General features: G+C 41.8%; 23 protein-coding genes. 10 read left to right on the top strand and 13 right to left on the bottom strand.

Features of this window, described 5'->3' with window-relative positions; translation table 11 throughout:
* The first annotated feature begins 229 nt into the window (after window positions 1-229).
* The 5 genes from ABD772_RS03170 (at window position 230) to murA (ending at window position 6,372) form a co-directional block, all read left to right on the top strand.
* Window positions 230-961: an ATP-dependent Clp protease proteolytic subunit gene (locus ABD772_RS03170; protein WP_345100984.1), complete on the top strand. Its 732-nt coding sequence runs from the start codon at window positions 230-232 to the stop codon at window positions 959-961.
* Between the two features lie 143 nt (window positions 962-1,104).
* Window positions 1,105-2,343, top strand: a complete 1,239-nt coding sequence (gene clpX, locus ABD772_RS03165; RefSeq protein WP_345100983.1) for an ATP-dependent Clp protease ATP-binding subunit ClpX — start codon at window positions 1,105-1,107, stop codon at window positions 2,341-2,343.
* A gap of 167 nt (window positions 2,344-2,510) precedes the next feature.
* Window positions 2,511-3,365, top strand: coding sequence for an AMP nucleosidase (locus ABD772_RS03160; protein WP_345100982.1), 855 nt, complete (start codon window positions 2,511-2,513; stop codon window positions 3,363-3,365).
* 97 nt (window positions 3,366-3,462) lie between these two features.
* A complete protein-coding gene (locus ABD772_RS03155; RefSeq protein WP_345100981.1) occupies window positions 3,463-4,821 on the top strand; it encodes a pyridoxal-phosphate dependent enzyme in 1,359 nt (452 codons plus the stop codon).
* Window positions 4,822-5,064: 243 nt separating this feature from the next.
* Complete coding sequence (gene murA / locus ABD772_RS03150; protein ID WP_345100980.1) at window positions 5,065-6,372, top strand: UDP-N-acetylglucosamine 1-carboxyvinyltransferase; 1,308 nt, start codon at window positions 5,065-5,067, stop codon at window positions 6,370-6,372.
* 67 nt (window positions 6,373-6,439) lie between these two features.
* Here murA and ABD772_RS03145 read toward each other — a convergent pair whose 3' ends face one another.
* Together ABD772_RS03145 and ABD772_RS03140 are read right to left on the bottom strand one after the other, a co-directional pair.
* Entirely contained in the window at window positions 6,440-7,174 is a 735-nt protein-coding gene (locus ABD772_RS03145) for a heavy-metal-associated domain-containing protein (protein WP_345100979.1), read from the bottom strand.
* Between the two features lie 79 nt (window positions 7,175-7,253).
* Window positions 7,254-7,814 carry a helix-turn-helix domain-containing protein gene (locus tag ABD772_RS03140; protein WP_345100978.1) on the bottom strand — a complete coding sequence of 187 codons (561 nt, stop codon included), beginning with the start codon at window positions 7,812-7,814 and terminating at the stop codon, window positions 7,254-7,256.
* Window positions 7,815-7,968: 154 nt separating this feature from the next.
* On the opposite strand from ABD772_RS03140, the gene ABD772_RS03135 reads away from it, so the two are divergent.
* On the top strand, window positions 7,969-9,528 hold the full coding sequence (locus ABD772_RS03135) for an ArnT family glycosyltransferase (RefSeq protein WP_345100977.1): 1,560 nt from the start codon (window positions 7,969-7,971) through the stop codon (window positions 9,526-9,528).
* A 22-nt stretch (window positions 9,529-9,550) separates the two neighbouring features.
* Entirely contained in the window at window positions 9,551-9,922 is a 372-nt protein-coding gene (locus ABD772_RS03130) for a DMT family protein (protein WP_345100976.1), read from the top strand.
* Window positions 9,923-10,057: 135 nt separating this feature from the next.
* Here the strand turns inward: ABD772_RS03130 and ABD772_RS03125 are convergent, their stop codons facing one another.
* The gene (locus ABD772_RS03125) at window positions 10,058-10,786 is read right to left on the bottom strand and encodes a DUF4290 domain-containing protein (protein ID WP_345100975.1); all 729 of its coding nucleotides are present in this window, start codon (window positions 10,784-10,786) and stop codon (window positions 10,058-10,060) included.
* Between the two features lie 264 nt (window positions 10,787-11,050).
* Here ABD772_RS03125 and ABD772_RS03120 point away from each other — a divergent pair, with 264 nt between their 5' ends.
* A complete protein-coding gene (locus tag ABD772_RS03120) occupies window positions 11,051-12,160 on the top strand; it encodes a mandelate racemase/muconate lactonizing enzyme family protein (protein ID WP_345100974.1) in 1,110 nt (369 codons plus the stop codon).
* Window positions 12,161-12,214: 54 nt separating this feature from the next.
* On the opposite strand, the gene ABD772_RS03115 is transcribed toward ABD772_RS03120, so the two are convergent.
* Window positions 12,215-13,588, bottom strand: coding sequence for a dipeptidase (locus ABD772_RS03115; protein ID WP_345100973.1), 1,374 nt, complete (start codon window positions 13,586-13,588; stop codon window positions 12,215-12,217).
* Between the two features lie 202 nt (window positions 13,589-13,790).
* Here ABD772_RS03115 and ABD772_RS03110 point away from each other — a divergent pair, with 202 nt between their 5' ends.
* Window positions 13,791-14,696, top strand: coding sequence for an SGNH/GDSL hydrolase family protein (locus tag ABD772_RS03110; RefSeq protein WP_345100972.1), 906 nt, complete (start codon window positions 13,791-13,793; stop codon window positions 14,694-14,696).
* A 148-nt stretch (window positions 14,697-14,844) separates the two neighbouring features.
* Here ABD772_RS03110 and ABD772_RS03105 read toward each other — a convergent pair whose 3' ends face one another.
* The 6 genes from ABD772_RS03105 to ABD772_RS03080 all read right to left on the bottom strand — a co-directional run bounded on the left by ABD772_RS03105 (window position 14,845) and on the right by ABD772_RS03080 (window position 16,546).
* The gene (locus tag ABD772_RS03105; protein ID WP_345100971.1) at window positions 14,845-15,030 is read right to left on the bottom strand and encodes a hypothetical protein; all 186 of its coding nucleotides are present in this window, start codon (window positions 15,028-15,030) and stop codon (window positions 14,845-14,847) included.
* 59 nt (window positions 15,031-15,089) lie between these two features.
* On the bottom strand, window positions 15,090-15,278 hold the full coding sequence (locus tag ABD772_RS03100; protein ID WP_345100970.1) for a hypothetical protein: 189 nt from the start codon (window positions 15,276-15,278) through the stop codon (window positions 15,090-15,092).
* A gap of 44 nt (window positions 15,279-15,322) precedes the next feature.
* A complete protein-coding gene (locus ABD772_RS03095; RefSeq protein WP_345100969.1) occupies window positions 15,323-15,619 on the bottom strand; it encodes a hypothetical protein in 297 nt (98 codons plus the stop codon).
* 43 nt (window positions 15,620-15,662) lie between these two features.
* Window positions 15,663-15,959 (bottom strand): hypothetical protein, encoded by a 297-nt coding sequence (locus ABD772_RS03090; RefSeq protein ID WP_345100968.1) that lies wholly within the window; start codon window positions 15,957-15,959, stop codon window positions 15,663-15,665.
* Between the two features lie 55 nt (window positions 15,960-16,014).
* On the bottom strand, window positions 16,015-16,311 hold the full coding sequence (locus tag ABD772_RS03085) for a hypothetical protein (protein WP_345100967.1): 297 nt from the start codon (window positions 16,309-16,311) through the stop codon (window positions 16,015-16,017).
* Window positions 16,312-16,390: 79 nt separating this feature from the next.
* Entirely contained in the window at window positions 16,391-16,546 is a 156-nt protein-coding gene (locus ABD772_RS03080) for a hypothetical protein (protein WP_345100966.1), read from the bottom strand.
* 589 nt (window positions 16,547-17,135) lie between these two features.
* Here ABD772_RS03080 and ABD772_RS03075 point away from each other — a divergent pair.
* Window positions 17,136-18,563, top strand: coding sequence for a tetratricopeptide repeat protein (locus tag ABD772_RS03075; RefSeq protein WP_345100965.1), 1,428 nt, complete (start codon window positions 17,136-17,138; stop codon window positions 18,561-18,563).
* Here the strand turns inward: ABD772_RS03075 and ABD772_RS03070 are convergent, their stop codons facing one another.
* From ABD772_RS03070 to ABD772_RS03060, 3 genes are all read right to left on the bottom strand, one after another.
* Window positions 18,564-18,851, bottom strand: a complete 288-nt coding sequence (locus ABD772_RS03070; protein WP_345100964.1) for a hypothetical protein — start codon at window positions 18,849-18,851, stop codon at window positions 18,564-18,566.
* 193 nt (window positions 18,852-19,044) lie between these two features.
* A complete protein-coding gene (locus ABD772_RS03065) occupies window positions 19,045-19,416 on the bottom strand; it encodes a helix-turn-helix domain-containing protein (RefSeq protein WP_345100963.1) in 372 nt (123 codons plus the stop codon).
* Window positions 19,417-19,578: 162 nt separating this feature from the next.
* The gene (locus ABD772_RS03060) at window positions 19,579-21,864 is read right to left on the bottom strand and encodes an ATP-dependent helicase (protein ID WP_345100962.1); all 2,286 of its coding nucleotides are present in this window, start codon (window positions 21,862-21,864) and stop codon (window positions 19,579-19,581) included.
* Between the last annotated feature and the right edge of the window lie 191 nt (window positions 21,865-22,055).

Here is a 22,055-nt window from a genome sequence, read left to right as displayed (position 1 = left end):
TTTTTTTATAAAAAATCAGCAGATATTTCGAGCGAAGCGAGGAATCCATCCAAACCTTAGGGTGCGCGTGTATAGATTTCTCCCGCTGGTCGAAATGCTAAGTGTGAAAGGAGTGCTGGCATTAGTATTTTTACTTTTTCCAAACTTTATAATTTAAAATATATTCAACTAAAAACTATATTTATCGCGGGCAAGCCCGCATCACAACAAAAAGCAAATACATATACACATGAACAGTAACCCAGATAAAAACGAATTCAGAAAATATGCTGTTAAACATCATCGTATCAGCAGTACTTACGTTGATAAATTTATCGGCGGTGTAAATAGAAGCAATCTGCCAACAGGCATTGCTTCGGGCGTCACCGGCATGACACCATACATCATCGAAGAACGCCCAATGAACATAGCCCAGATGGATGTGTTCTCGCGTTTGATGATGGACCGTATCATTTTCCTCGGCGACGCCATCTATGATCAAAATGCTAATATTGTACAGGCGCAGCTCTTGTTCTTACAATCGGCTGATGCTAAACGCGACATTCAAATTTATATCAACTCGCCGGGCGGCTCCGTGTATGCCGGCTTAGGTATTTATGATACCATGCAGTTTGTATCAAACGACGTTGCCACCATTTGCACCGGTATGGCTGCATCAATGGGCGCCGTATTATTATGCGCAGGTACTGAAGGTAAGAGAGCGGCGTTGCCACACTCAAGGGTGATGATTCACCAGCCGTCGGGCGGTGCGCAAGGCCAGCAATCTGATATCGAGATCACTTACCAGGAGATCACTAAATTGAAAAAAGAATTATACCAGATCATTGCCGACCATAGCGGCGCACCGTTCCAGAAGGTGTGGGATGCGTCAGACCGCGACCATTGGATGATTGCTGAAGAAGCAAAAGAATTTGGTATGGTAGATGAAATTTTAAAAGGCAGTAAAACAAAATCAAAATAATTTGATTAGGTTAATTAGTGGTTGATTAAGTTGATTAAGATAATGGGGTAAAATTACTCACTATCTTAGTTAACTTAATCAACCATTCACCAATTGCTTTATATAAAGCAATTGCTTAATTTTGCTATTAACAAGATATCACAATGAATAAAAACAGTAAAGAGATAAGGTGTTCATTTTGCGGCGCTGGTAAGCAGGATTCACTGATGCTTATAGCGGGGTTGGATGCACATATTTGTGATAAATGTGTTAATCAGGCTAATGAGATATTAGCCGAGGAACTGAAAGTGCGCAAGGTGAAAGCCTCGCCAACATCACCGGCAATATTAAAACCCGCCGAAATAAAATCACACCTGGATCAATATGTAATTGGCCAGGACGATGCTAAAAAGATTTTAGCCGTTGCTACTTATAACCACTACAAACGCTTAAACCAGCGTATTGACAAAGATGAGGTTGAGATTGAAAAATCAAACATCATTATGGTGGGCGAAACCGGTACCGGTAAAACCTTGCTGGCTAAAACGCTTGCGAAAATATTGAACGTTCCGTTTTGTATATGCGATGCCACCGTATTAACTGAGGCTGGTTATGTAGGCGAGGACGTCGAAAGTATATTAACCCGTTTATTGCAATCGGCCGATTACGATGTAGCCACCGCCGAGAAAGGTATTGTATACATTGACGAAGTTGACAAAATTGCCCGTAAAAGCGACAATGCCTCTATAACCCGCGACGTGAGCGGCGAGGGCGTACAGCAAGCCTTATTAAAAATATTGGAGGGTACTATGGTTAACGTACCACCACAAGGTGGCCGTAAACATCCCGACCAAAAAATGATAACCGTTAATACCAGCAACATCCTGTTTATCTGCGGTGGTGCGTTTGATGGTATTGAACGAAAAATAGCTAACCGTTTGCGTACACAAACTGTTGGTTACAAATTAAAAGGTAATGACGGAGAGGTAGACCTTAAAAACCTTTATAAATATATTACACCGCAGGACTTAAAATCATTTGGTTTGATACCCGAGCTAATTGGCCGTCTACCTGTGCTGACGTATCTGAACCCGCTGGACCGGGAAGCGCTGCATAATATCCTGACCGAACCAAAAAACTCGTTGTTAAAACAATACAAAAAGTTGTTTGAGTATGAAGGTGTTAAATTAGAGTTTGATGACGAGGTGCTTGACTTTATTGTAGATAAAGCAATGGAGTTTAAGTTAGGTGCTCGTGGTTTACGCTCAATTTGCGAAGCGATTATGATTGATGCCATGTTTGAGTTCCCATCAAAAAAAGATGCCAAGAAATTAAACGTTACGCTTGATTACGCCCACGAGAAATTTGAAAAATCAGACCTTAAAAAGTTAAAAGTGGCTTAACAAAAATTACATGGCCTCAGGCTGTTTTTGTTTACGATAACTTGCAACCCTGGCTTATGCCGGGGTTTGCTGTAAAAGCCCCACCAACCCTCCCGGTAGGGAGGGCTTATATAATTAAAATTAAAAAATCAAAAATCTCCCTTGGGGGGAAGATTTAGAGAGGGCTTATGAACGAAGAACTCAATATAAAAAAGGAAGGGGACAACCTTCCGAAAGTCAAAGAGGTTAGCAGCCCGGTAAAAAAGGGCTTAAAAACTAAGGACGCTATTGTTGTAAACTGGTTGCCGCGTTATACCGGCAGGCCGTTAGAGGAGTTTGGCGAGTACATTATCCTGACCAACTTTTCAAAATATATACAGCTATTTTCAGAGTGGCATAACAATGCGCCGATTATGGGCCTGGATAAGCCTATGCAAAGCGTAACGGCCAAAGGTATTACCATTATTAACTTTGGCATGGGTAGCCCCCTGGCGGCGACAGTAATGGATCTGCTGACAGCTATTCATCCAAAAGCAGTAGTATTTTTAGGAAAATGCGGCGGCCTGAAACGTAAAAATAACGTGGGCGACCTGATATTGCCCATCGCGGCCATCAGGGGCGAGGGTACCTCGAATGACTACCTGCCGCCCGAAGTTCCGGCGCTGCCATCGTTTGCTTTGCAGAAAGCTATATCAACTACCATACGCGACTTTTCATTGGACTATTGGACCGGAACCTGTTACACTACCAACCGTCGTGTTTGGGAACACGATAAAAAGTTTAAGGGCTATTTGAAAGACTTACGGGCCATGGCCGTAGATATGGAAACTGCTACTATTTTTACCTGCGGATTTGCCAACAAAATACCTACCGGCGCGTTACTTCTGGTGTCAGATCAGCCAATGATTCCGGAAGGTGTTAAAACCACCGAGAGCGATTCGAAAGTTACCGGGCAATATGTGGAGACACACTTAAAGATCGGTATCGAATCGCTGAAACAACTTATCAATGGTGGTTTAACAGTGAAACATTTACGTTTTTAATGAGTAGTTAATTGAGTTGATTGGGTTAAGTGGTTGTTTTTATAATTACCCACACAATCATTCACTTAGTCAACCTCAAAACACAATCAACCGAACAATGTGGTACAATAATATACTCGAAACCATAGGCCATACGCCACTGGTTAAATTAAATAAGATAGTTAAAGATATACCCGCGACGGTATTGGCCAAGATAGAAACCACTAACCCCGGCAACTCTATTAAAGACCGCATGGCCTTAAAAATGATAGAGGATGCTGAGCGTAGTGGTAAACTAAAGCCCGGCGGCACGATCATCGAAGGCACATCTGGTAATACCGGTATGGGCTTGGCTATTGCGGCGGTAATAAAAGGCTATAAATGTATTTTTACCAGCACCGATAAACAGTCGAAAGAAAAATTTGATGCACTGCGTGCCTTTGGTGCAGAGGTTATTGTTTGCCCTACTAATGTCGATCCTGAGGATCCGCGGTCGTACTATTCAGTTTCTTCGCGCCTGGAGCGTGAAGTACCTAACTCGTGGAAACCTGATCAGTACGACAACCTGTCAAACACAGAAGCACATTATGAATCTACCGGCCCGGAGATATGGGAGCAGACCGAAGGTAAGATTACGCACCTGATAGCAGGGGTAGGCACAGGCGGCACCATTTCAGGCATCGCCAAATATTTGAAAGAAAAGAACCCGGCTATACAGATCTTGGGTATAGATACCTATGGTTCGGTCTTTAAAAAATATAAAGAAACAGGTGAGTTTGATAAAAACGAGGTTTACCCGTATATCACGGAAGGTATAGGCGAGGATTTCTTGCCTGCCAACGTAAACTTTGACCTGATTGACTACTTTGAAAAAGTAAGCGACAAAGACGCAGCTTTAATGACGCGCGAGATAGCCCGTAAAGAAGGCATCTTTGCCGGCAACTCCACCGGTTCGGCTATTGCAGGTTTATTGCAGATGAAAGAAAGGTTTAAGAAAGGCGACGTTGTGGTGGTCATATTTCCCGATCATGGAACCCGCTACCTGGGTAAAATGTACAATGACGACTGGTTGCGTGACCGCGGTTTCCTGAAAGAAGAAAAACTAACGGCCAGAGATATCATTCGCAAAAAAGAAAGCCGGGAGATTGTGACCATCGATATAGAGAAAACCGTATTGGAGGCTATTAACACTATCAAGTTGCTCAATATATCACAAATACCGGTTACGCAGGCCGGTATGGTGATAGGTAAAATAACCGAGAGTGATATACTGAATGCGCTGTTGGAAAATCCGTCGCTAAAATCGCATCCGGTAAAAGATATCACAACAGCGTCATTCCCGTTTGTGGATGCCAATGCGTCGATAGACAAAATATCAGCAATGATCAATAATGATAATATTGCTGTATTGGTTGAGCACGACGGCGAGATTGCTATCATAACGCAGTATGATATTATTAATGCGATATCTGCATAGCAAAGTGCTTTTTACCAACTTGTCATTTCGACCAACGGGAGAAATCTATACACATGCTAAGCAACATTAATGCGTGTGTATAGATTTCTCGCTACTCTCGAAATGACAGTGGTAATTAACATTCGTACTTGTTCAAACATTCCCCACTTACATCCCCAAAAACAGAAATATATTTATAATCTTTGTGCAGAGCGCGGCCCGATAAAACCGTGACTGTAAACTATTAAATATCAGACATCACCGATGGTAAACGCATTTGAAATACAGGGTGGCAAGCCGTTAAGAGGCGAAATTACACCGCAAGGTGCCAAGAACGAGGCATTACAGATCCTTTCGGCTGTATTGCTTACAGAAGAGAAAATAACCATCAGCAATATCCCTGATATTAAAGATGTAAATAAGCTTATTGAACTTTTGGGCGATATGGGTGTAATTGTTAACCGTCTTAATGAGGACACTTATACCTTCGAAGCCAAAGATATAGATCAGGATTTCTTCCTGTCAGAAGCCTTTAAATCAAAAGGCGGCGGTTTGCGCGGTTCTATTATGATCGTTGGCCCGCTGCTGGCGCGTTTTGGCAAAGCATCTATCCCGAAGCCGGGGGGGGATAAAATAGGCCGCCGCAGACTGGATACCCACTTTCTGGGTTTTGAAAAGCTGGGCGCACAATTTAACTATAATCAGGCAGACGGCTTTTATAATGTCGATGCGTCAGACCTTAAGGGCACCTATATTTTATTAGACGAAGCATCTGTAACCGGAACAGCTAACATTGTGATGGCGGCCGTACTGGCCAAAGGTATTACCACCATTTACAACGCAGCCTGTGAGCCATACCTGCAGCAGCTATGTAAAATGCTCAACCGCATGGGGGCAAAGATCAGCGGTATCGGTTCAAACTTGCTGACTATTGAAGGTGTAGCGCGCCTCGGCGGAACAGAGCACCGTATGTTGCCTGATATGATTGAGATTGGTTCGTTCATCGGCTTAGCGGCTATGACCGGCTCTGAGATCACTATTAAAAACGTTCAATATAAAGAGCTGGGTATGATCCCGGATGTGTTCAGGCGCCTGGGTATTAAATTAGAGCTTAGAGGCGACGATATTTATATCCCCGCACAAGAACACTATGAAATTGAGACTTTCATTGACGGCTCTATAATGACTATAGCCGATGCACCATGGCCGGGCTTTACACCCGACTTGCTGAGCATCGTCCTGGTAGTAGCCATACAGGCCAAAGGTTCGGTATTGATTCACCAAAAGATGTTTGAGAGTCGCTTATTCTTCGTAGATAAGCTGCTTGATATGGGCGCCCAGATCATCCTGTGCGATCCGCACCGTGCCACAGTTATAGGCCTGGATAAACAGGTGCAGCTACGCGGTATTTCTATGACCTCGCCTGATATACGTGCGGGCGTTTCCTTGTTAATAGCAGCCTTATCGGCGCAGGGTAAGTCAACTATCTATAATATCGAACAAATCGAGCGCGGGTACCAGCATATCGACAAGCGTTTACAGGCTCTGGGTGCGGATATTAAACGCATTTGATTCTGAAATATAACTGAAATATAAAAGGTAAAAGGTACTGCATAAAGCATGCCTTTTACCTTTTTTGTTATATGAGTATGAGGATAGTTGTGACGCTCATAGCTATCATCAAACCATCTTCAATGATAGTCACGGTACTCATAGGTAAATTAAATACGGCGCCTAAACAGGCACACTGTATGGCGCGTTTGTTGAGCACGCTTTGCAGTACACCAATTATGCTGATGGTCATTACTATCAAAGTGATACTATTGGTTAATAACGGATATATATTTAATGTAAATGCCAGGCCAAGCAATAGCTCTATAAAAGCATAAATATAACCCCATGCCTTTATTTTCCTGGCGATAACATCATACATAGCATAACTATCAGCAAATGCCCCCAGGTCAAGCATTTTAAAAAATGAAAAGACCAAAAAGAAACCGGCCATAAACACGCGCATTGCCAGCATTGCATGAAAGCCACCGGCGTAATAACCGGCAATGACCGATACGGCCAGCATATAACTAAATATCAATAGTATGGGTTTGTACGTCTGCAGCCAGGGTTTGTGGATGGTGTCATTCTGTAACTCCAGGGGATATTCGTAGTGCTTTTCAGTGAGCTGATATTTGGGATAATGCAGCAACGCATCTTGTAAGGTAGCAGTGCTTATGTGTTTATCCATTGTTATAGCGGCCTCTCCTTTTTGCAGATTGATGTCCACATGTATTACATCAGGCACAGCTGAAAGTAGTTGCTGCACTTTTGCCTGGCAGCCGGTACAGGTCATTCCGGTTACTTGATAAGTATGTTTCATAAATTTTATTATTTACATACAAATGTAGCCCGGCGATGGTGCCTGTATTTTACACTATTTAGTGCATTAGTTATAACATTTACAGGTCTTCAATACGGTTGCGTTTATTAGCCTTAATTGCCTTGAAATAACTGGGTGTTAGGCCGGTAGCTTTTTTAAATTGGGTTGACAGATACGCTACGCTGCTGTAGCCCAGCTTAAATGCTATCTGACTAAGCGTCAGTTCATCATAAGTTAACAGCTCCTTTATTTTTTCTATTTTTTGGCTGATAAAGAATTTCTCTATCGTGTTGCCCTCCACTTCCGAAAATAAATTACTCAGGTAATTGTATTCGTAGTTCATCTCGGCAGACAAATAATCAGATATATTAATATTAAGGGGGCCATCGCTATGGTGTACCAAGGTGATAATCAGGTTTTTTATCCGCTCAATTATCCGGCTTTTTCTGTCGTCAATAATTTCAAAACCAAGCTTTTTTAACGATATATCCAGCTTTTCTATAGCACTTACCGGTAGTTCACTGTTTAACTGTACTTCGCCCAGCGTGATATCTGTGGGAGTAATGCCTTCATGAAAAAACACTTTTTGCACAGCCATGATACAACGCCTGCAAACCATATTTTTAATATAGAGTTTCATAACAGATAAATTTAGGCTTTTAAGTAAAACGGCGAAAGGTGCTTGCATATACTTTAACCTTTTTACATTGAGACGAAACAAACCTTTTACCGCCACCTTTCACCTTTCACCTCAAAAAAAACTATCTTTATGTGCTAACCAGTTATTAACTTACATGTCCTACCAAAACCGGAAATCAAGTTATACCAACTTTATATTGATTTTTGTATTGATTAAGATAGGCTTGAATTTGCTGGCCATATCTAATTTCGGGTTTCATCGTGATGAGCTTTTGCACCTGGCCCTGGGTGATCATCTGGATTGGGGTTATAAAGAAGTGCCGCCCTTTATCGCCATTCTGGCTAAGCTGACTACCACGCTATTCGGCGATTCGGTTTTTGCGACACGCATATTTACCACTATATGCAGCGGATTGATCATCTGGCTCACCGGAAAAATCACTGTCGAGTTAGGAGGGAGGAAATTTGCCATTGCCTTGGCTTGTTTGGCTATCATTTTTTCGCCGGCATTTACCGCCAGCGGATATCTTTTTCAGCCCGTGGTATTTGACCAGATGTGGTGGGTATTAACTGTTTGGTTGTTACTAAGGCATATCAATACCCATGCAATAAAATATCTCTATTTTATTGGCGTAGTGGTCGGTTTAGGCATGCTCACCAAATATACGATGCTGTTTTTTGCTGTTGCATTGATATTAGCTTTGATCGTCAGCAAACAGCGCCGCCTTTTGTGGAACAAACATGTTTTGGGTGCAACAGGTATAGCAGTAGTGATTATTCTACCTAATCTGGTTTGGCAAATTGCCCACCATTGGCCGGTATTTACGCACATGGACACCCTGCAAAAAGAACAGCTTAACTATGTTAGCTTCTCAGACTTTATCATGCAGGAGCTAATGGTTAATGGCGTCGCCGTGTTTGTTTGGGTAACCGGCTTTTTCTTTTTGATATTTTCTTTTAAGCTGCGTAAGTATCAATCGCTTGCTTTTGCGTTTGTTCTGATATTTTTGTTTTTGCTGGATATGAATGGCAAGAACTATTACCTGTTTGGTGCATTCCCTATGTTGTTTGCCGCCGGCGGCTATGGTTTTGAGCGCTGGATAAAGACGAACACTACTTTGCGTTCAGCGGTTATCATGTTATTCACTTTACCAAACTTGCTGATATTTCCCACAGTATTGCCGGTATTGCCTTTAAAACCCACGCTATCTTTCTTTGATTTCATTAACAACCATACGCGTTTTATTAATTTTATAACTGTTTGGGGAAGGGATCATCAGCACCATGCTACCAGCCAGGACTATGCTGATATGTTTGGCTGGGAAGAGCTAACACAAAAAGTTGCCAAAGCCTATCACGACTTAACGCCCGAACAACGTAAAATAACACAAATTTATGTCGACAATTATGGCGAGGCGGGTGCATTACACCACTTTGCCGCCAGGTATAATTTACCTGAGGTAGTATCGTTAAGCAGTAGCTTTGCCTTATGGGCACCAGATAATTTGGATGGTAAATACATTATCTATGTCGACGATGAAAACGGCGATAAGATAAAGCGATTTGCTCCTATTACAGACAGCTGCACTAAACTTGACGAGGTTATGGACACCTTGGCTGTCGAAAGGCGGTCGGCAATATTGCTGCTTGTTAAACCCAAGCCGGCGCTGAATGATATTTATAAAAAAGAGCTGGCAAAAAAGCGCGGCCAATAATTGATATTGCTATTTTAGCGTTATGCGCGGACTTAAGACCATCATCTTCCTCCTTATATCAAACACGTTCATGACCTTTGCCTGGTATGGGCACCTTAAATTTAAAGAGTACGACTGGGGCAAGAACCTGGGCCTCATTTCAGTGATCCTTATTAGCTGGGGGCTGGCATTTTTTGAGTATATGTTCCAGGTGCCGGCCAATCGTACCGGTTTTAAAGGCGATGGTGGCCCGTTTACTTTAGTACAGTTAAAAACTATTCAGGAAGCTATCACACTGACGGTGTTTATGATTTTTTCCATCATCTTCTTCAAAACTGAGCGCTTCGGTTGGAATCACTTTGTAGGTTTTGGATTAATCGTGCTGGCTGTGTTTGTGATATTTAAAAAGTGGTAAGGCACCACAAAAAGGGTGTCATGCTTAGGTTCTCGAAGCTTGGGCGGCTTTATGCTCACCCTGTTCGAGTGCCTCAGGATGACACCCTGTTCGAGTGCCTCAGGATGACACCCTGTCAGACTTTATTGCGAAGCACTAAAACTTCTTACCACCGCCGTTATTACGGTTACGCTGATTGTTATTATTATTACGCTGATTATTATTGTTGTTTCGGCCACCGCTGCCACCGCCGCCGCGGTTTTGATTGTTGTTATTTTTTCCGCGATTATTGTTATTAGCCTGAGCCTGTGGGCGATATTCAACTTTATTCAGGTTAATTGTATCGTCAACCTTCAGTTCGCCTTTTGATAGCGCCACCAGATCGGCCAGGATGGTCTCGTCGGATACAGAATCCTTGTTCCATTGTACATAAGCCATTTTCATGAAATTGGCTATGGCCTGCACCATGTGTTTACGGCGCTCGGGTTCCTCAATGCTTTTAGCCTTTTCAATCATCAGCTCAATGGTTTTACCATAGTGTTTGTAGCGGATGCGCTGATTAGGATAGCGTAACGGTTCTGGTTTAAAGTGGATAGCGTCCTCGCTTGGTTTGGGGTAAGGTGAGTCCACATCAATCTGGAAATCTGAAATAATATGCAGGTGGTCCCAAAGTTTATGTTTAAAATCAGCTACGTCGCGAAGGTGAGGGTTCAGAAAGCCCATCAGGTCAATTACCACCTGTGCATAGCGGTTGCGTTCTTCTTTAGTCGGCAGGTTTACAATGTACTTTACCATGTTTTGTACATTCCGGCCGTATTCAGACAGGATCAGCTTGTTCCTGGTTGAATTATAATCAAAATTCTTAGGCGAGTTATCTAATGCCATGTAATTAGTAGTTTTAAGAAAGTTTTAAATTAGCCAGGCGACTTTTCCCTGATTAGTAGGGTACAGGCGGCTAAAATTGAAAATTTGTAGAGACGCAATAGTCTGCATCTTTGTAGTACAGCAAATATAATGCTATATTTTAAAGATACAAGATTTTTTTAACCCGTAGAGACACAATATTTTGCGTCTCAAATATTATCCCAAACATATACAGGGGCGCAATATTTGGGGTCTCTACATGGTGTTTTTTCTTTATTTTCGTTTATGCCCCATCAACTCATTATCACTCATATAGACGTTTATCGTTTCAGTATCGCCATGGAGCCTTTTACCATTGCTACCGGTACAATGAGCTATGCGCAGAATGTATTTATTAGGGTACATACCGATGGCGGATTCTACGGGGTAGGCGAATGCTCGGCTTTCCCGATGATTGTTGGCGAAACTCAGGACACGTGCCTGGCTGTCGCCCATGATTTTGCGAAACTATGGAAAGGCAAAGACGCATTGGATATTCCGGCCCGCTTACAGGAGATGCAGGATGCTATTGCGGGTAATGGCACTATCAAAAGCGCTTTTGATATGGCTTTGTATGATATCGCTGCAAAAAGTAGTAATCAGCCGCTTTATCAATTTTTAGGCGGTGCGCGCCGAGTAGTTGAAAGCGATATTACCATCGGCATTAATACACCTGAAGCGATGGCCCAAAAAGCTATCGATTTTAAAAAATCGGGCGCCAATATTTTAAAGGTAAAATTAGGTAAAAAAGCTGTGGACGATGTAGAGCGCATTAAACAGATACGCGAAGCTGTGGGCGCCGATATGAAGATAAGGGTTGATGCAAACCAGGGCTGGAGTTTTGACGACGCGGTGTTTGCATTGCAAGCTCTGGGTAAATACGACCTTGAATTTTGCGAGCAGCCTATGCGTACCTGGTACGATGATAAATTGAATGAACTCATGAAATTATCACCGGTAAAAATCATGGCGGATGAAAGTGTGTATAACCACCACGATGCCCGCAAGCAGATTGAAAGCGGATCATGCCATTACATCAATATTAAAATGGCTAAGTCGGGCGGAATATTCGAGGCAAAACAGATCCATGACCTCGCCGCGCAACATAACATTGCATGTATGATGGGCGGTATGCTGGAAAGCCGCATTGCCCTGAGCGCCAAACTTCATTTTGCTTACAGTAGCCCCAATATCAAGTTTTACGATATGGACACCTGCATGCTGGGCCACCTGGTTGATCCATGCGTTGGTGGGGTAATTTATGATGGTTATAAGCTCCATATCAATGATGCTCCAGGCATCGGGGCCGACGCTGATGAAGGATTTTTAGAAGGGTGCGAGCGGTTTATTATTTAAAGATTGAAGATTAGTTGTCTGAACGCACCAATCTCCAATCTTTGATAACTAATGTTATTTTTCGCTCAACTCCGCAAAGTACTTATGAAATAACGGGATAGTTTCGATCCCTTTGTAATAATTATAAATATCATACTTTTCATTCGGCGAATGCAATGCATCACTGTCTAAGCCAAAACCCATTAATACAGTTTTGATACCTAGTTCAGCCTCGAATAAGGCTACAATAGGTATGCTGCCCCCGCCTCTTGTTGGAATAGGTGCTTTGCCGAATGATTCAGTTATAGCTTTTTGTGCTGCTCGATAAGCTACGCTATCAGTAGGTGTTACTACCGGTTCGCCGCCATGATGTGGGGTAACAGTTACTTTAACCGACGGTGGAGCTATCTTAACAAAATGATCTGTAAATAATTGAGTGATCTTTTCTGAACTTTGATTAGGCACTAAACGCATTGATATCTTGGCATTGGCTTTTGAAGGCAGTACAGTTTTGGCGCCTTCGCCAATATAGCCACCCCAGATACCATTTACCTCTAAGGTAGGGCGGGTACCGGTTCGTTCAAAGGTTGTATATCCTTTTTCGCCCCATAGCTCGGCAACGTCCAGATCTTTTTTGTACTCAGTTTCATTGTATGGAGCTGCGTTTAGTTCCTGGCGCTGTTGATTGCTTAGTTCAATCACGTCATCATAAAAACCGGGAATGGTAATATGGTTATTTTCATCATGCAAACTGGCTATCATCTTAGCTAAAATGGTAGCGGGGTTAGCTACAGCGCCCCCATATACACCTGAGTGAAGATCGCGGTTAGGGCCTACGACTTCAACTTCAAGATACGATAAGCCACGCAAGCCTGTCTCCAGCGATGGATTTTCCATGCTGATCATTGAAGTATCAGAGATCAGCACAACATCGGCCTTTAATCTTTCTTTATTTGCTTTAACAAACAGGCCCAGGTTGTTCGAGCCTACTTCTTCCTCACCCTCAATCATGATTTTGATGTTGCAGGGGAGAGTGTTGGTTTGCATCATCAGCTCAAAAGCCTTTATGTGCATATAAAACTGCCCCTTATCGTCGCAGGCGCCGCGGGCATAAATCTTACCGTCGCGAACGGTGGGTTCAAAAGGTGGTGTTTTCCAAAGTTCCAGCGGATCAGGCGGCTGCACGTCGTAATGGCCATAAACTAAAACGGTTGGCTTATCTGTGTCAATGATCTTTTCGGCAAACACAATAGGGTAGCCCGCAGTGGGGCATACCTCAACATTGTCGGCACCGGCGTCGCGCAACTTTTGAGCAACATAATCGGCGGTTTTTAAGACATCTGGTTTATATTTAGGGTCGGCACTTACTGAGGGGAAACGGAGCAATTCAAAAAGCTCGTCAAGCAATCGCTGTTTATGCTGCTCTATATATTGTTTTATCTCTTGCATAATGGTTCTGTTTTGAGCAAATATAGCGGGTATTTAACAATAAAATTGTCGCTGTTTATATTTAGATATTTAACGCACAGTTAACGCAGTGGCGTTGTTATTGATTGGGCGCTTTTACTATATTTGTTTATTAAATGTTGATACCAAAACTTACTAAATGGGTTATCGTAAGATAATTTTTTTACCTCTTTTTTTTTCCTTTTTGTTTTCGATAGGGAGAGCCCAGACACCCGTCTGCGGCGTTTCATCAAAATTTTACGGTAAAGATAGTATCAACGTTACCACCTTTGGCGCCAGTACTGTGGCAGGGGTGAAGGGCCTGTCTTTTCAACCCGATCTGAAAAAAAATCTTGAAAGCTGTTATACCGGAGTTGCTGTAACGGTTACTAAAAACGGCATCGCCGGCGAAACCACCAGCCAGGGATTGGCGCGTTTCCCTGCAGCTATTGCGCGCCGTACCGGTTTTGTGGTGATATTGATCGGAGCCAATGATGCTATTGAGTTAGCAGATAAAAAAGGCAGGATCAGCGATACTGAAAATAATATGCGGTATTATATTGAGACGTCGCTAAAAAATAAGCTGATACCTATTATAGGCACCATTCAGTTTTTTAATGACCAGGGCGATCAACGCCTTAAGACGGCTAATTTATATGTGAGCCGGATCAACAGCCTATATCGCCGTTTGGTGAAGGAATATCATGTTTACCTGGCAGACGTGAACCGCGCCATTGGCCGCGATTATAAGCTCTATCAGGATTATGTTCACCCTAATGCCATGGGTTATAAATTGATGAGTTATGTTTGGTTTGATGCTATTAACCGTGTTATTGAAGACAGATTGTTAATAGTAGGTCTTAATCAAAATTATCCTAATCCGTCTATTGATCATACCAGCATAGGTTTCAGTTTGTCGCAGGCGGGGCACGTAGTAATTAGCCTGTATAGCATTTATGGCAAATTTATTAAGACCATATATGATTCATACCAGAATGCGGGATACCGGGTAATCAGCGTGCCGTTGGTTAATCTTAATCCTGGAATTTATATTTATAGTATGCAGGTAGGGGGCCAAATCCTTAGTAAGGAAATGATCGTCACTAAATAAGTTGGCAAGTATCTATAAAAAATAACTTTAATATCTTATCACTGTCAGGCTTCTGAAAATGCTATGCCTGTTTGTTGGATAAGATTTGTATTGATAAATATAGATATGTTGTAAATTGTTGAGCGCAGGCAGAAGTTTGTAAGCATAATTAGCAACGATCCGCCGTCTGTGGTATATTTTTCCCGGCCGTCCATTGAGTGGTATCCAAAGTGCTTTTCTCGCCGGTTCTATCGGCAGTACCCAAAGTGTTTTTCTCCTTAATGGCTGCAGCAAATGAAGTATTAGCAATACCAGTTGAGAAAACGATAGCTGAGGCGACGATTAACTTTTTCATACAGTTATAAAGGTTACGAAACTTATTTGGATAAGGTTGGTTCGGTTTTGTTTTTTTAATTAGAAACGATCGGCAGTACCCAAGGTATTTTTCTCGCCGGTACGATCGGCAGTACCTAATGTATTTTTCTCACCGGTTCTGTCAGCAGTGCCCAACGTGTTTTTCTCTTTTACAGTAGTGGCAGCAAATGAAGTAGCTGACATGGCAGTTGATAAGATGATAGCTGAGGCGACAATGAATTTTTTCATGACTTTATTTGGATGTATAGTGTGGCTATCTGATTAGGTGTTTATTAGAATCTGTCGGCAGTACCTAGTGTGTTTTTCTCGCCAGTGCGATCGGCGGTACCCAATGTATTTTTCTCGCCGTTGCGGTCAGCAGTCCCTAAAGTATTTTTCTCGCTGGCTCTGTCAGCAGTACCTAAAGTGTTTTTCTCACTATTGCGGTCGGCAGTACCTAAAGTGTTTTTCTCACCGGTTCTGTCAGCAGTACCTAGCGTGTTTTTTTCTTTAACAGTAGTAGCGGCGAATGAAGTAGTTGATAAGGCAGTTGAGAAGATAATAGCTGAAGCAATAATTAATTTTTTCATGACTTTATGGGATATATAGGGTGGTTATCTGTTATGTGTGTTATTAGAATCTGTCGGCAGTACCTAAAGTATTTTTCTCGCCGTTGCGGTCAGCAGTACCTAAAGTGTTTTTCTCACCAGTTCTGTCAGCAGTACCTAGCGTGTTTTTTTCGCCGGTTCTGTCGGCAGTACCTAAAGTATTTTTCTCGCCAGTTCTGTCAGCAGTACCTAAAGTGTTTTTCTCACCGGTTCTGTCAGCAGTACCTAGCGTGTTTTTTTCTTTAATAGTAGTAGCGGCAAATGCAGAGGTTGATACGGCAGTTGATAAAATGATGGCTGAAGCGATAATGAATTTTTTCATGATTTTACAGAGTGTATAATGCGTTATAGTTTGTTAGCTGTTATGTGTGTTTTTGTTAGAATCTGTCGGCGGTACCTAAAGTGTTTTTCTCGCCATTACGATCGGCAGTTCCCAGCGTGTTTTTCTCGCCATTACGATCAGCGGTGCCAAGGGTGTTCTTTTCCCCATTGCGGTCGGCAGTCCCAAGTGTGTTTTTTTCGCCATTGCGGTCGGCGGTGCCTAAAGTGTTCTTTTCACCGTTTCTGTCGGCAGTACCTAAAGTGTTTTTCTCGCCGCCTTTAACGGTTGCAAATGAAGTAGTTGATACTACAGTTGACAGCATGATAGCTGACGCTATAATGATTTTTTTCATAATCGTAATTTTATAAAAGAGGTTAGGTGTACTTATTAATGTAATACTTACTTGTTTTTACCTGTTATTGGGGGGGGCCTTAGTCGGCAGTTGCCAACAAGTTTGCTTTGCTGTTAACCATCGCTTTAGCTAATGATTGAGTAGCTGATTTTTCTACAGTTGGGGTTGAGGTTTTAAGGAACGATAATACGCCTACTGATAAAACGATTGCTGCGGTGAAGATTACTTTTAACATGGCTTTTAATTTTTTGAACTGGGTTATGGTTAATGTAATAGGGCTAAGTTTTAACTAATCGGCTGTCGCCAAAAAAATGTTGTTTTTGATATATGGATTAAGAGAAAATATCGAAAATTTTTCTTTTGTTCTTTCTGTTTTTGTGCAGGAAGTTAAAATTCCGAGCGACAATGAGACAAGGAGAATAAAGTCTAAATTTTTCATAATTATTAATTTGTTTGTTAAATAAAATATTAAATACATTTAAAAGAATTCGTATTAACTATTGGTTAATAAATATATCAAGCTTATGGAATTTGCCTGGGCAATTACCGCGTTTTTATCCGACGCTCATCTGGTGCTTTTCCTTACTTCTCCCTTTTGTTTTTTCCTATATTTAAATTATTTAACGTTTAACTATTTTTTGATTTGTCGTTTATATATTTTTGATATTCAAATACTTAACATAACAAAGATATATATGTTTTGGTAATTACAAAGCAAACATTTAAAAACTTTTCGACAGCTAAAAAACACTTTTTTTATGGAATAAGAAATATGTAATGTATTATTTATAACTTTCACCATAATTAGACGTAAAAGTGATTTAATGAAGAAAGCCTGCGCAATATTACTTTTTATTTTACTTACTTATAACACTTACGCAGCTGATAATCAAGATGTTATATCAAAAGACACCACAGAGGTTAATACACTAAATAAAAATGGTTATGATAACCGTTTAACAAATCCTAAAGAAACGGTTGAAGACGCAGAACGGGCATTGTCACTTGCCAATAAGCTTGATTATAAACGGGGTATGGCCGAGGCTTACCGCATCAAAGGTATAGGCGAATATTATCTGAATCGACCTGATAGCGCACTAAAACTTTATTTTGATGCGCTAAACCAATTTGATAAAATAAATGACGAGCGCGGCCGTGCCAAAGTATACAATAACATAGGCAACCTGTATCAAATGGTCGATTATGAAAAAGCACTCGGCTACTTCAATCGCTCGTTAACCATTGCTAAAAAACATAACGATACCTCGTTGATAGCTTCGCTTTACCTGAATATGGGTAACATATACAATCGAAAAAATATGTATGTAGCGGCGCTTAATTATTATAATAAAAGCTATGAGCTGTTTACCAAGCTTAAAAACACCACTATCTTAGTTCAATGCCTGGAAGATTTGGGGGTTATTTATTATAACCAGCGCGATTTTGTCAAAGCAAAAAAATACCTGATAGACGCGCATGATAAGGCCAAAGCTATGGACATGAACTCATCGGTAGCGGCCATAAATCTTACGCTTACAGACTTATATGTGTCTGAAGGTAACTATGCAGAAGCCGAAAAGTATCTGGAAGAGGGGCGTAATTACTCCATGCTGATTCATAACGAAAAGGATATTTACGATTATAAGCATACTGCTTATGAAATGGAGTTAAAGCGAAAAAACTATAAATCGGCATTAGAGAACCTGATCAATATTTATAAAGAAGATAGTGCAAGCTATCGCTCCAATGCATCGATCAGATTTAACTTTTTGCTTCAGGAGCAGAAGCGTTTGCTTAATGCCGTCTCGCAGCAAAAGAAGGAGGAATTATCAAGAGTCATATTTTGGTCGATAACCATTACAGCCGGATTGCTTGTAGTGGTTATTGTGTTATTAGTGGCTAACGTAAAACGTAAGGCAATTACCAATTCGCAATTAAAGGCACTGAATAGCGAGATATCGCGACAGAAAGACAACCTCGACCGGATCAATCATCACCTCGAAGAGATTATAGATGAGCGGACCAAAGATCTGCAGGTTAAAAACAAAAAACTATCCGAGTATTCATCATACCTGTCACACCAGATACGCGGGCCTATCGCCACGCTTAAGGGCTTAATGAACCTGGAAAAAGAAGGGTTGGTAGATCAGTTGGAATGTATCCATATGATGGATAAATGTGTGTCAGAAATTGACGAGAAGATTATCGAAATGAGCGATATGCTGCACGATCCGGGCCGTACCGGTTTATAATTAACATGGCAGTGTGGCGTGTATCTGCGCCTCAACCCAACCCATATATATACAATACCATGAAATCATTTGCAGGATGAGCAGCTGGCGATGTTTCTTATAACCGCTGGTTTCAAAAGCCAGTATTTTTTTACCTATGGTAACATAAAAGCTTATCTCGCCCTTGGTGGTCTTATAGGTCGCCTTAACCAATTCAACAGCCTTTACCTTCAGTTTGCTTTTAAGGTCATAGATAGTGGCCGAGACTTTACTTTGGTTTCCGGGGATAGATATCAGGTAGTTAGACATTGCTGATGCTTTATTCAGCATTCATATAACAAACCCTGAACCAAACGTTGGTTAAAAAGTTATAAAGGGAGGGAATTATTAGTTTTGCTATGTTTGTTAATCGAAGGCTAAATAATTTAACTATTATAAAAATATTTAGACCCCGATTCTTTCAAACAATATACAGTAATGTCGTTTATATCAAACGGTTGGCCTAAACATGGACCGCCATTTTTGAGCTGCGCAGTTCTTCATAAAGTAAAATTACCTTACGTTGCAGATTGGCAATCTCCAATTCGCGATCTGCTAATTTTTTCTGTACAATACTAAGGTTTGACGGTGTTGGTTCAACCTCTTCGGTGTCAAGATCTAATATTTGCACCACATCAATTTCATAAATATCAGCAATCTGTTCAAGCCTCGACAGATTAATGTCAGTAACGCCGGTTTCAATTTTGGAAAAAGCCGGTATCGAAATGCCCAATCGGGTAGCCACATCCTCCTGGCTCCAGCCACGCTGATGACGCAAGGTGCGAATGTTTTGACCGATTGACTTATTTGTTTTCTTTTTTTGATTGTCGCTCATTTCAGTAATAGTTAATTGTACGGTTAGGGCCGCAATCATCTATCCAAAAGATATGCCATTCGAAAAATAGATTGCTTGTTAAGCTGATAAGTATTTAAATACTATTAATTGTGGATTTAAATGGGGAATTTCTTCCCCGAAAAGTGGGTAATTTTTTAATTATTAATTTATAATACTCAGCTTCGCGAATTTTAAAAGCAGCTGTTTCTGGCCAATTTCTTTGAAGAAAATGGTAGCTTTAATATCGGGCTTGTTACCTTCCAAACTAATTACCTTACCAAATCCAAAACGCTCGTGCTCCACTTCCATACCCACCTGCAGGTTTGAAGTGTCTGACGGCTTAAAATTAGCCGACGGAACATGTGCTTTAGCCAGGATAGATGTTGTTTTAACAGGAGTTGAAACAGCTTTGGGCTTAGGTTTCGAAAACTTATCGTCATTGCGGCTCCAGGCTGAGCGCTCATCATCATAGTTCAGGCTTCCTGCACCGGGCGCCGGGCGGGCAGTGAAATCAAGTTCCAGGTATTGCGCGTCAATTTCGTCCAGGAAGCGGCTTGGCTCGCAGCTGATAAGTGTTCCGAATTTGAAGCGGGAAGTGGCATAACTTATGGTTAGCTTTTGCTCGGCGCGGGTAACGGCTACGTAAAACAGCCGGCGCTCTTCTTCCAGGTCCGACCGTGAGTTTAATGACATTTGCGAAGGGAAAAGGTTTTCCTCTAACCCAACCACATAAACCTGTGGAAATTCCAAACCTTTTGACGAATGGATAGTCATCAGCGATATCGTATCGGCATCTTTATTCTTGTCATTATCATCATTGGTAAGTAAGGCTACATCCTGCATAAATACATCCAGGCCTTTTTCCTCAATGTCTTCGCGTTCGCTAAATTCCTTGATACCGTTCAACAACTCCTGAATGTTCTCATAGCGGTTTAAACCCTCTACAGATTTGTCTTCATAAAGGTCCTTTAAAAGCCCTGAGTGCTGCGCAATATATAAAGCAGCCTCATAGGCGCTCTGCCCTTTTGCAAGCACCTGGAAGCTCTGTATCATTACAGCAAATGCAGTTACTGAGCCGGATACGCGTCCTTCCAGATATTTTTCCGGCGCTATAATAACCTCCCATGGGGTAATACCATGCTGGTCGGCAGCTACAATGATCTTATCAATCGTAGTATCCCCAATACCACGGCGAGGGTAATTGATCACACGTTTCAGTGCTTCCTCATCGTTCGGGTTAAACGTCAGCCTGAAATAAGCAATAAGGTCCTTGATCTCCTTGCGTTGATAGAACGATAGGCCGCCATAAATTTTATAAGGCATGCCCAGCTTGCGCAAAGCCTCCTCCATTGAGCGCGACTGCGCGTTTGTACGGTACAGAATAGCAAAATCATTCCAGCGCATGCCTTTCAAGCTGCGCTGCTGCATGATCTCCTCGGCCACCAGCTTGCCTTCTTCGTTATCGCTAAAGGCGCGCATTACCTTTATCTTGTCGCCATGATCTTTTTCAGAAAATACATTCTTTTTAAGCTGCTCCTTGTTGTTGGCGATGATGCTGTTGGCAACGTTTACTATATTTTGGGTTGAGCGATAGTTTTGCTCCAGCTTGAAAATTTTCAGATCGGGATAATCCTTCTCAAAGTTCAGGATGTTCTGAATGTTCGCTCCGCGGAAAGCATAGATACTCTGCGCATCGTCGCCCACTACACAGATATTTTCATTTACAGCCGCCAGTTTTTTGACAATAAGATATTGCGAAAAGTTGGTATCCTGATATTCGTCCACCATCAAATACTTAAACTTATGCTGATATTTATTCAGTACGTCAGGATATTGCTTAAGCAACTCATTGGTCTTAAACAGCAGGTCATCAAAATCCATAGCTCCGGCGCGGAAACAGCGCTGCACATAGGTTTGATAAATAGTGCCCATCAAAGGGCGGTTTGACGAAATATCGTCGGCCTGTATCTGGTCGTTTTTCTGATATTCCATCCACGACACCAAATTGTTTTTTGCTGCCGATATACGGTTAAGCACAAAGTTTACACTGTACAGCTTGTCATCCAGGCTCATCTCTTTCAAAATGGCGCGGATAACGCTTTTGCTGTCGTCGGTATCGTAAATGGTAAAGTTGCTTGGGTAGCCAATTTTGTCGGCCTCTACACGTAAAATTTTGGCGAACACAGAGTGAAAGGTACCCATCCAGATATTTTTAGCCTCAGGGCCCACCAGGTGGTTTATCCGTTCGCGCATTTCGCGTGCGGCCTTGTTGGTAAATGTAAGCACCAGGATGTTAAATGAATCAACTCCACTGCGTATCAGATGAGCCACCCGGTAAGTAATAACCCGGGTTTTGCCCGAACCCGCACCGGCAATGATCATTACCGGGCCATTAATTTGTTGTACTGCTGCTTTTTGTTCGGGGTTTAATCCTGCTAAATAATCCAATGCTTTTCCCTCTTTTCTGTGTCCTGCGAAATTAAGGTTTTGTGGTGAAAGGCGAAAGGTTTTGCTAGTGTTTTTAGCGTACCATTTCTCCCAATTCTGTCAGTTCGAACGGAGTGAGAAATCTATACACACGCTTATGAACGGATGTATAGATTTCTCCCGATGGTCGAAATGACAATGCTATTTATTAA

Origin of the sequence: Mucilaginibacter panaciglaebae, assembly GCF_039539265.1 — a bacterium.
GTDB classification, from domain to species: domain Bacteria; phylum Bacteroidota; class Bacteroidia; order Sphingobacteriales; family Sphingobacteriaceae; genus Mucilaginibacter; species Mucilaginibacter panaciglaebae.
The sequence above is the reverse complement of the archived record's forward strand: the minus strand, read 5'-3'. Positions and strand labels throughout refer to the sequence as shown.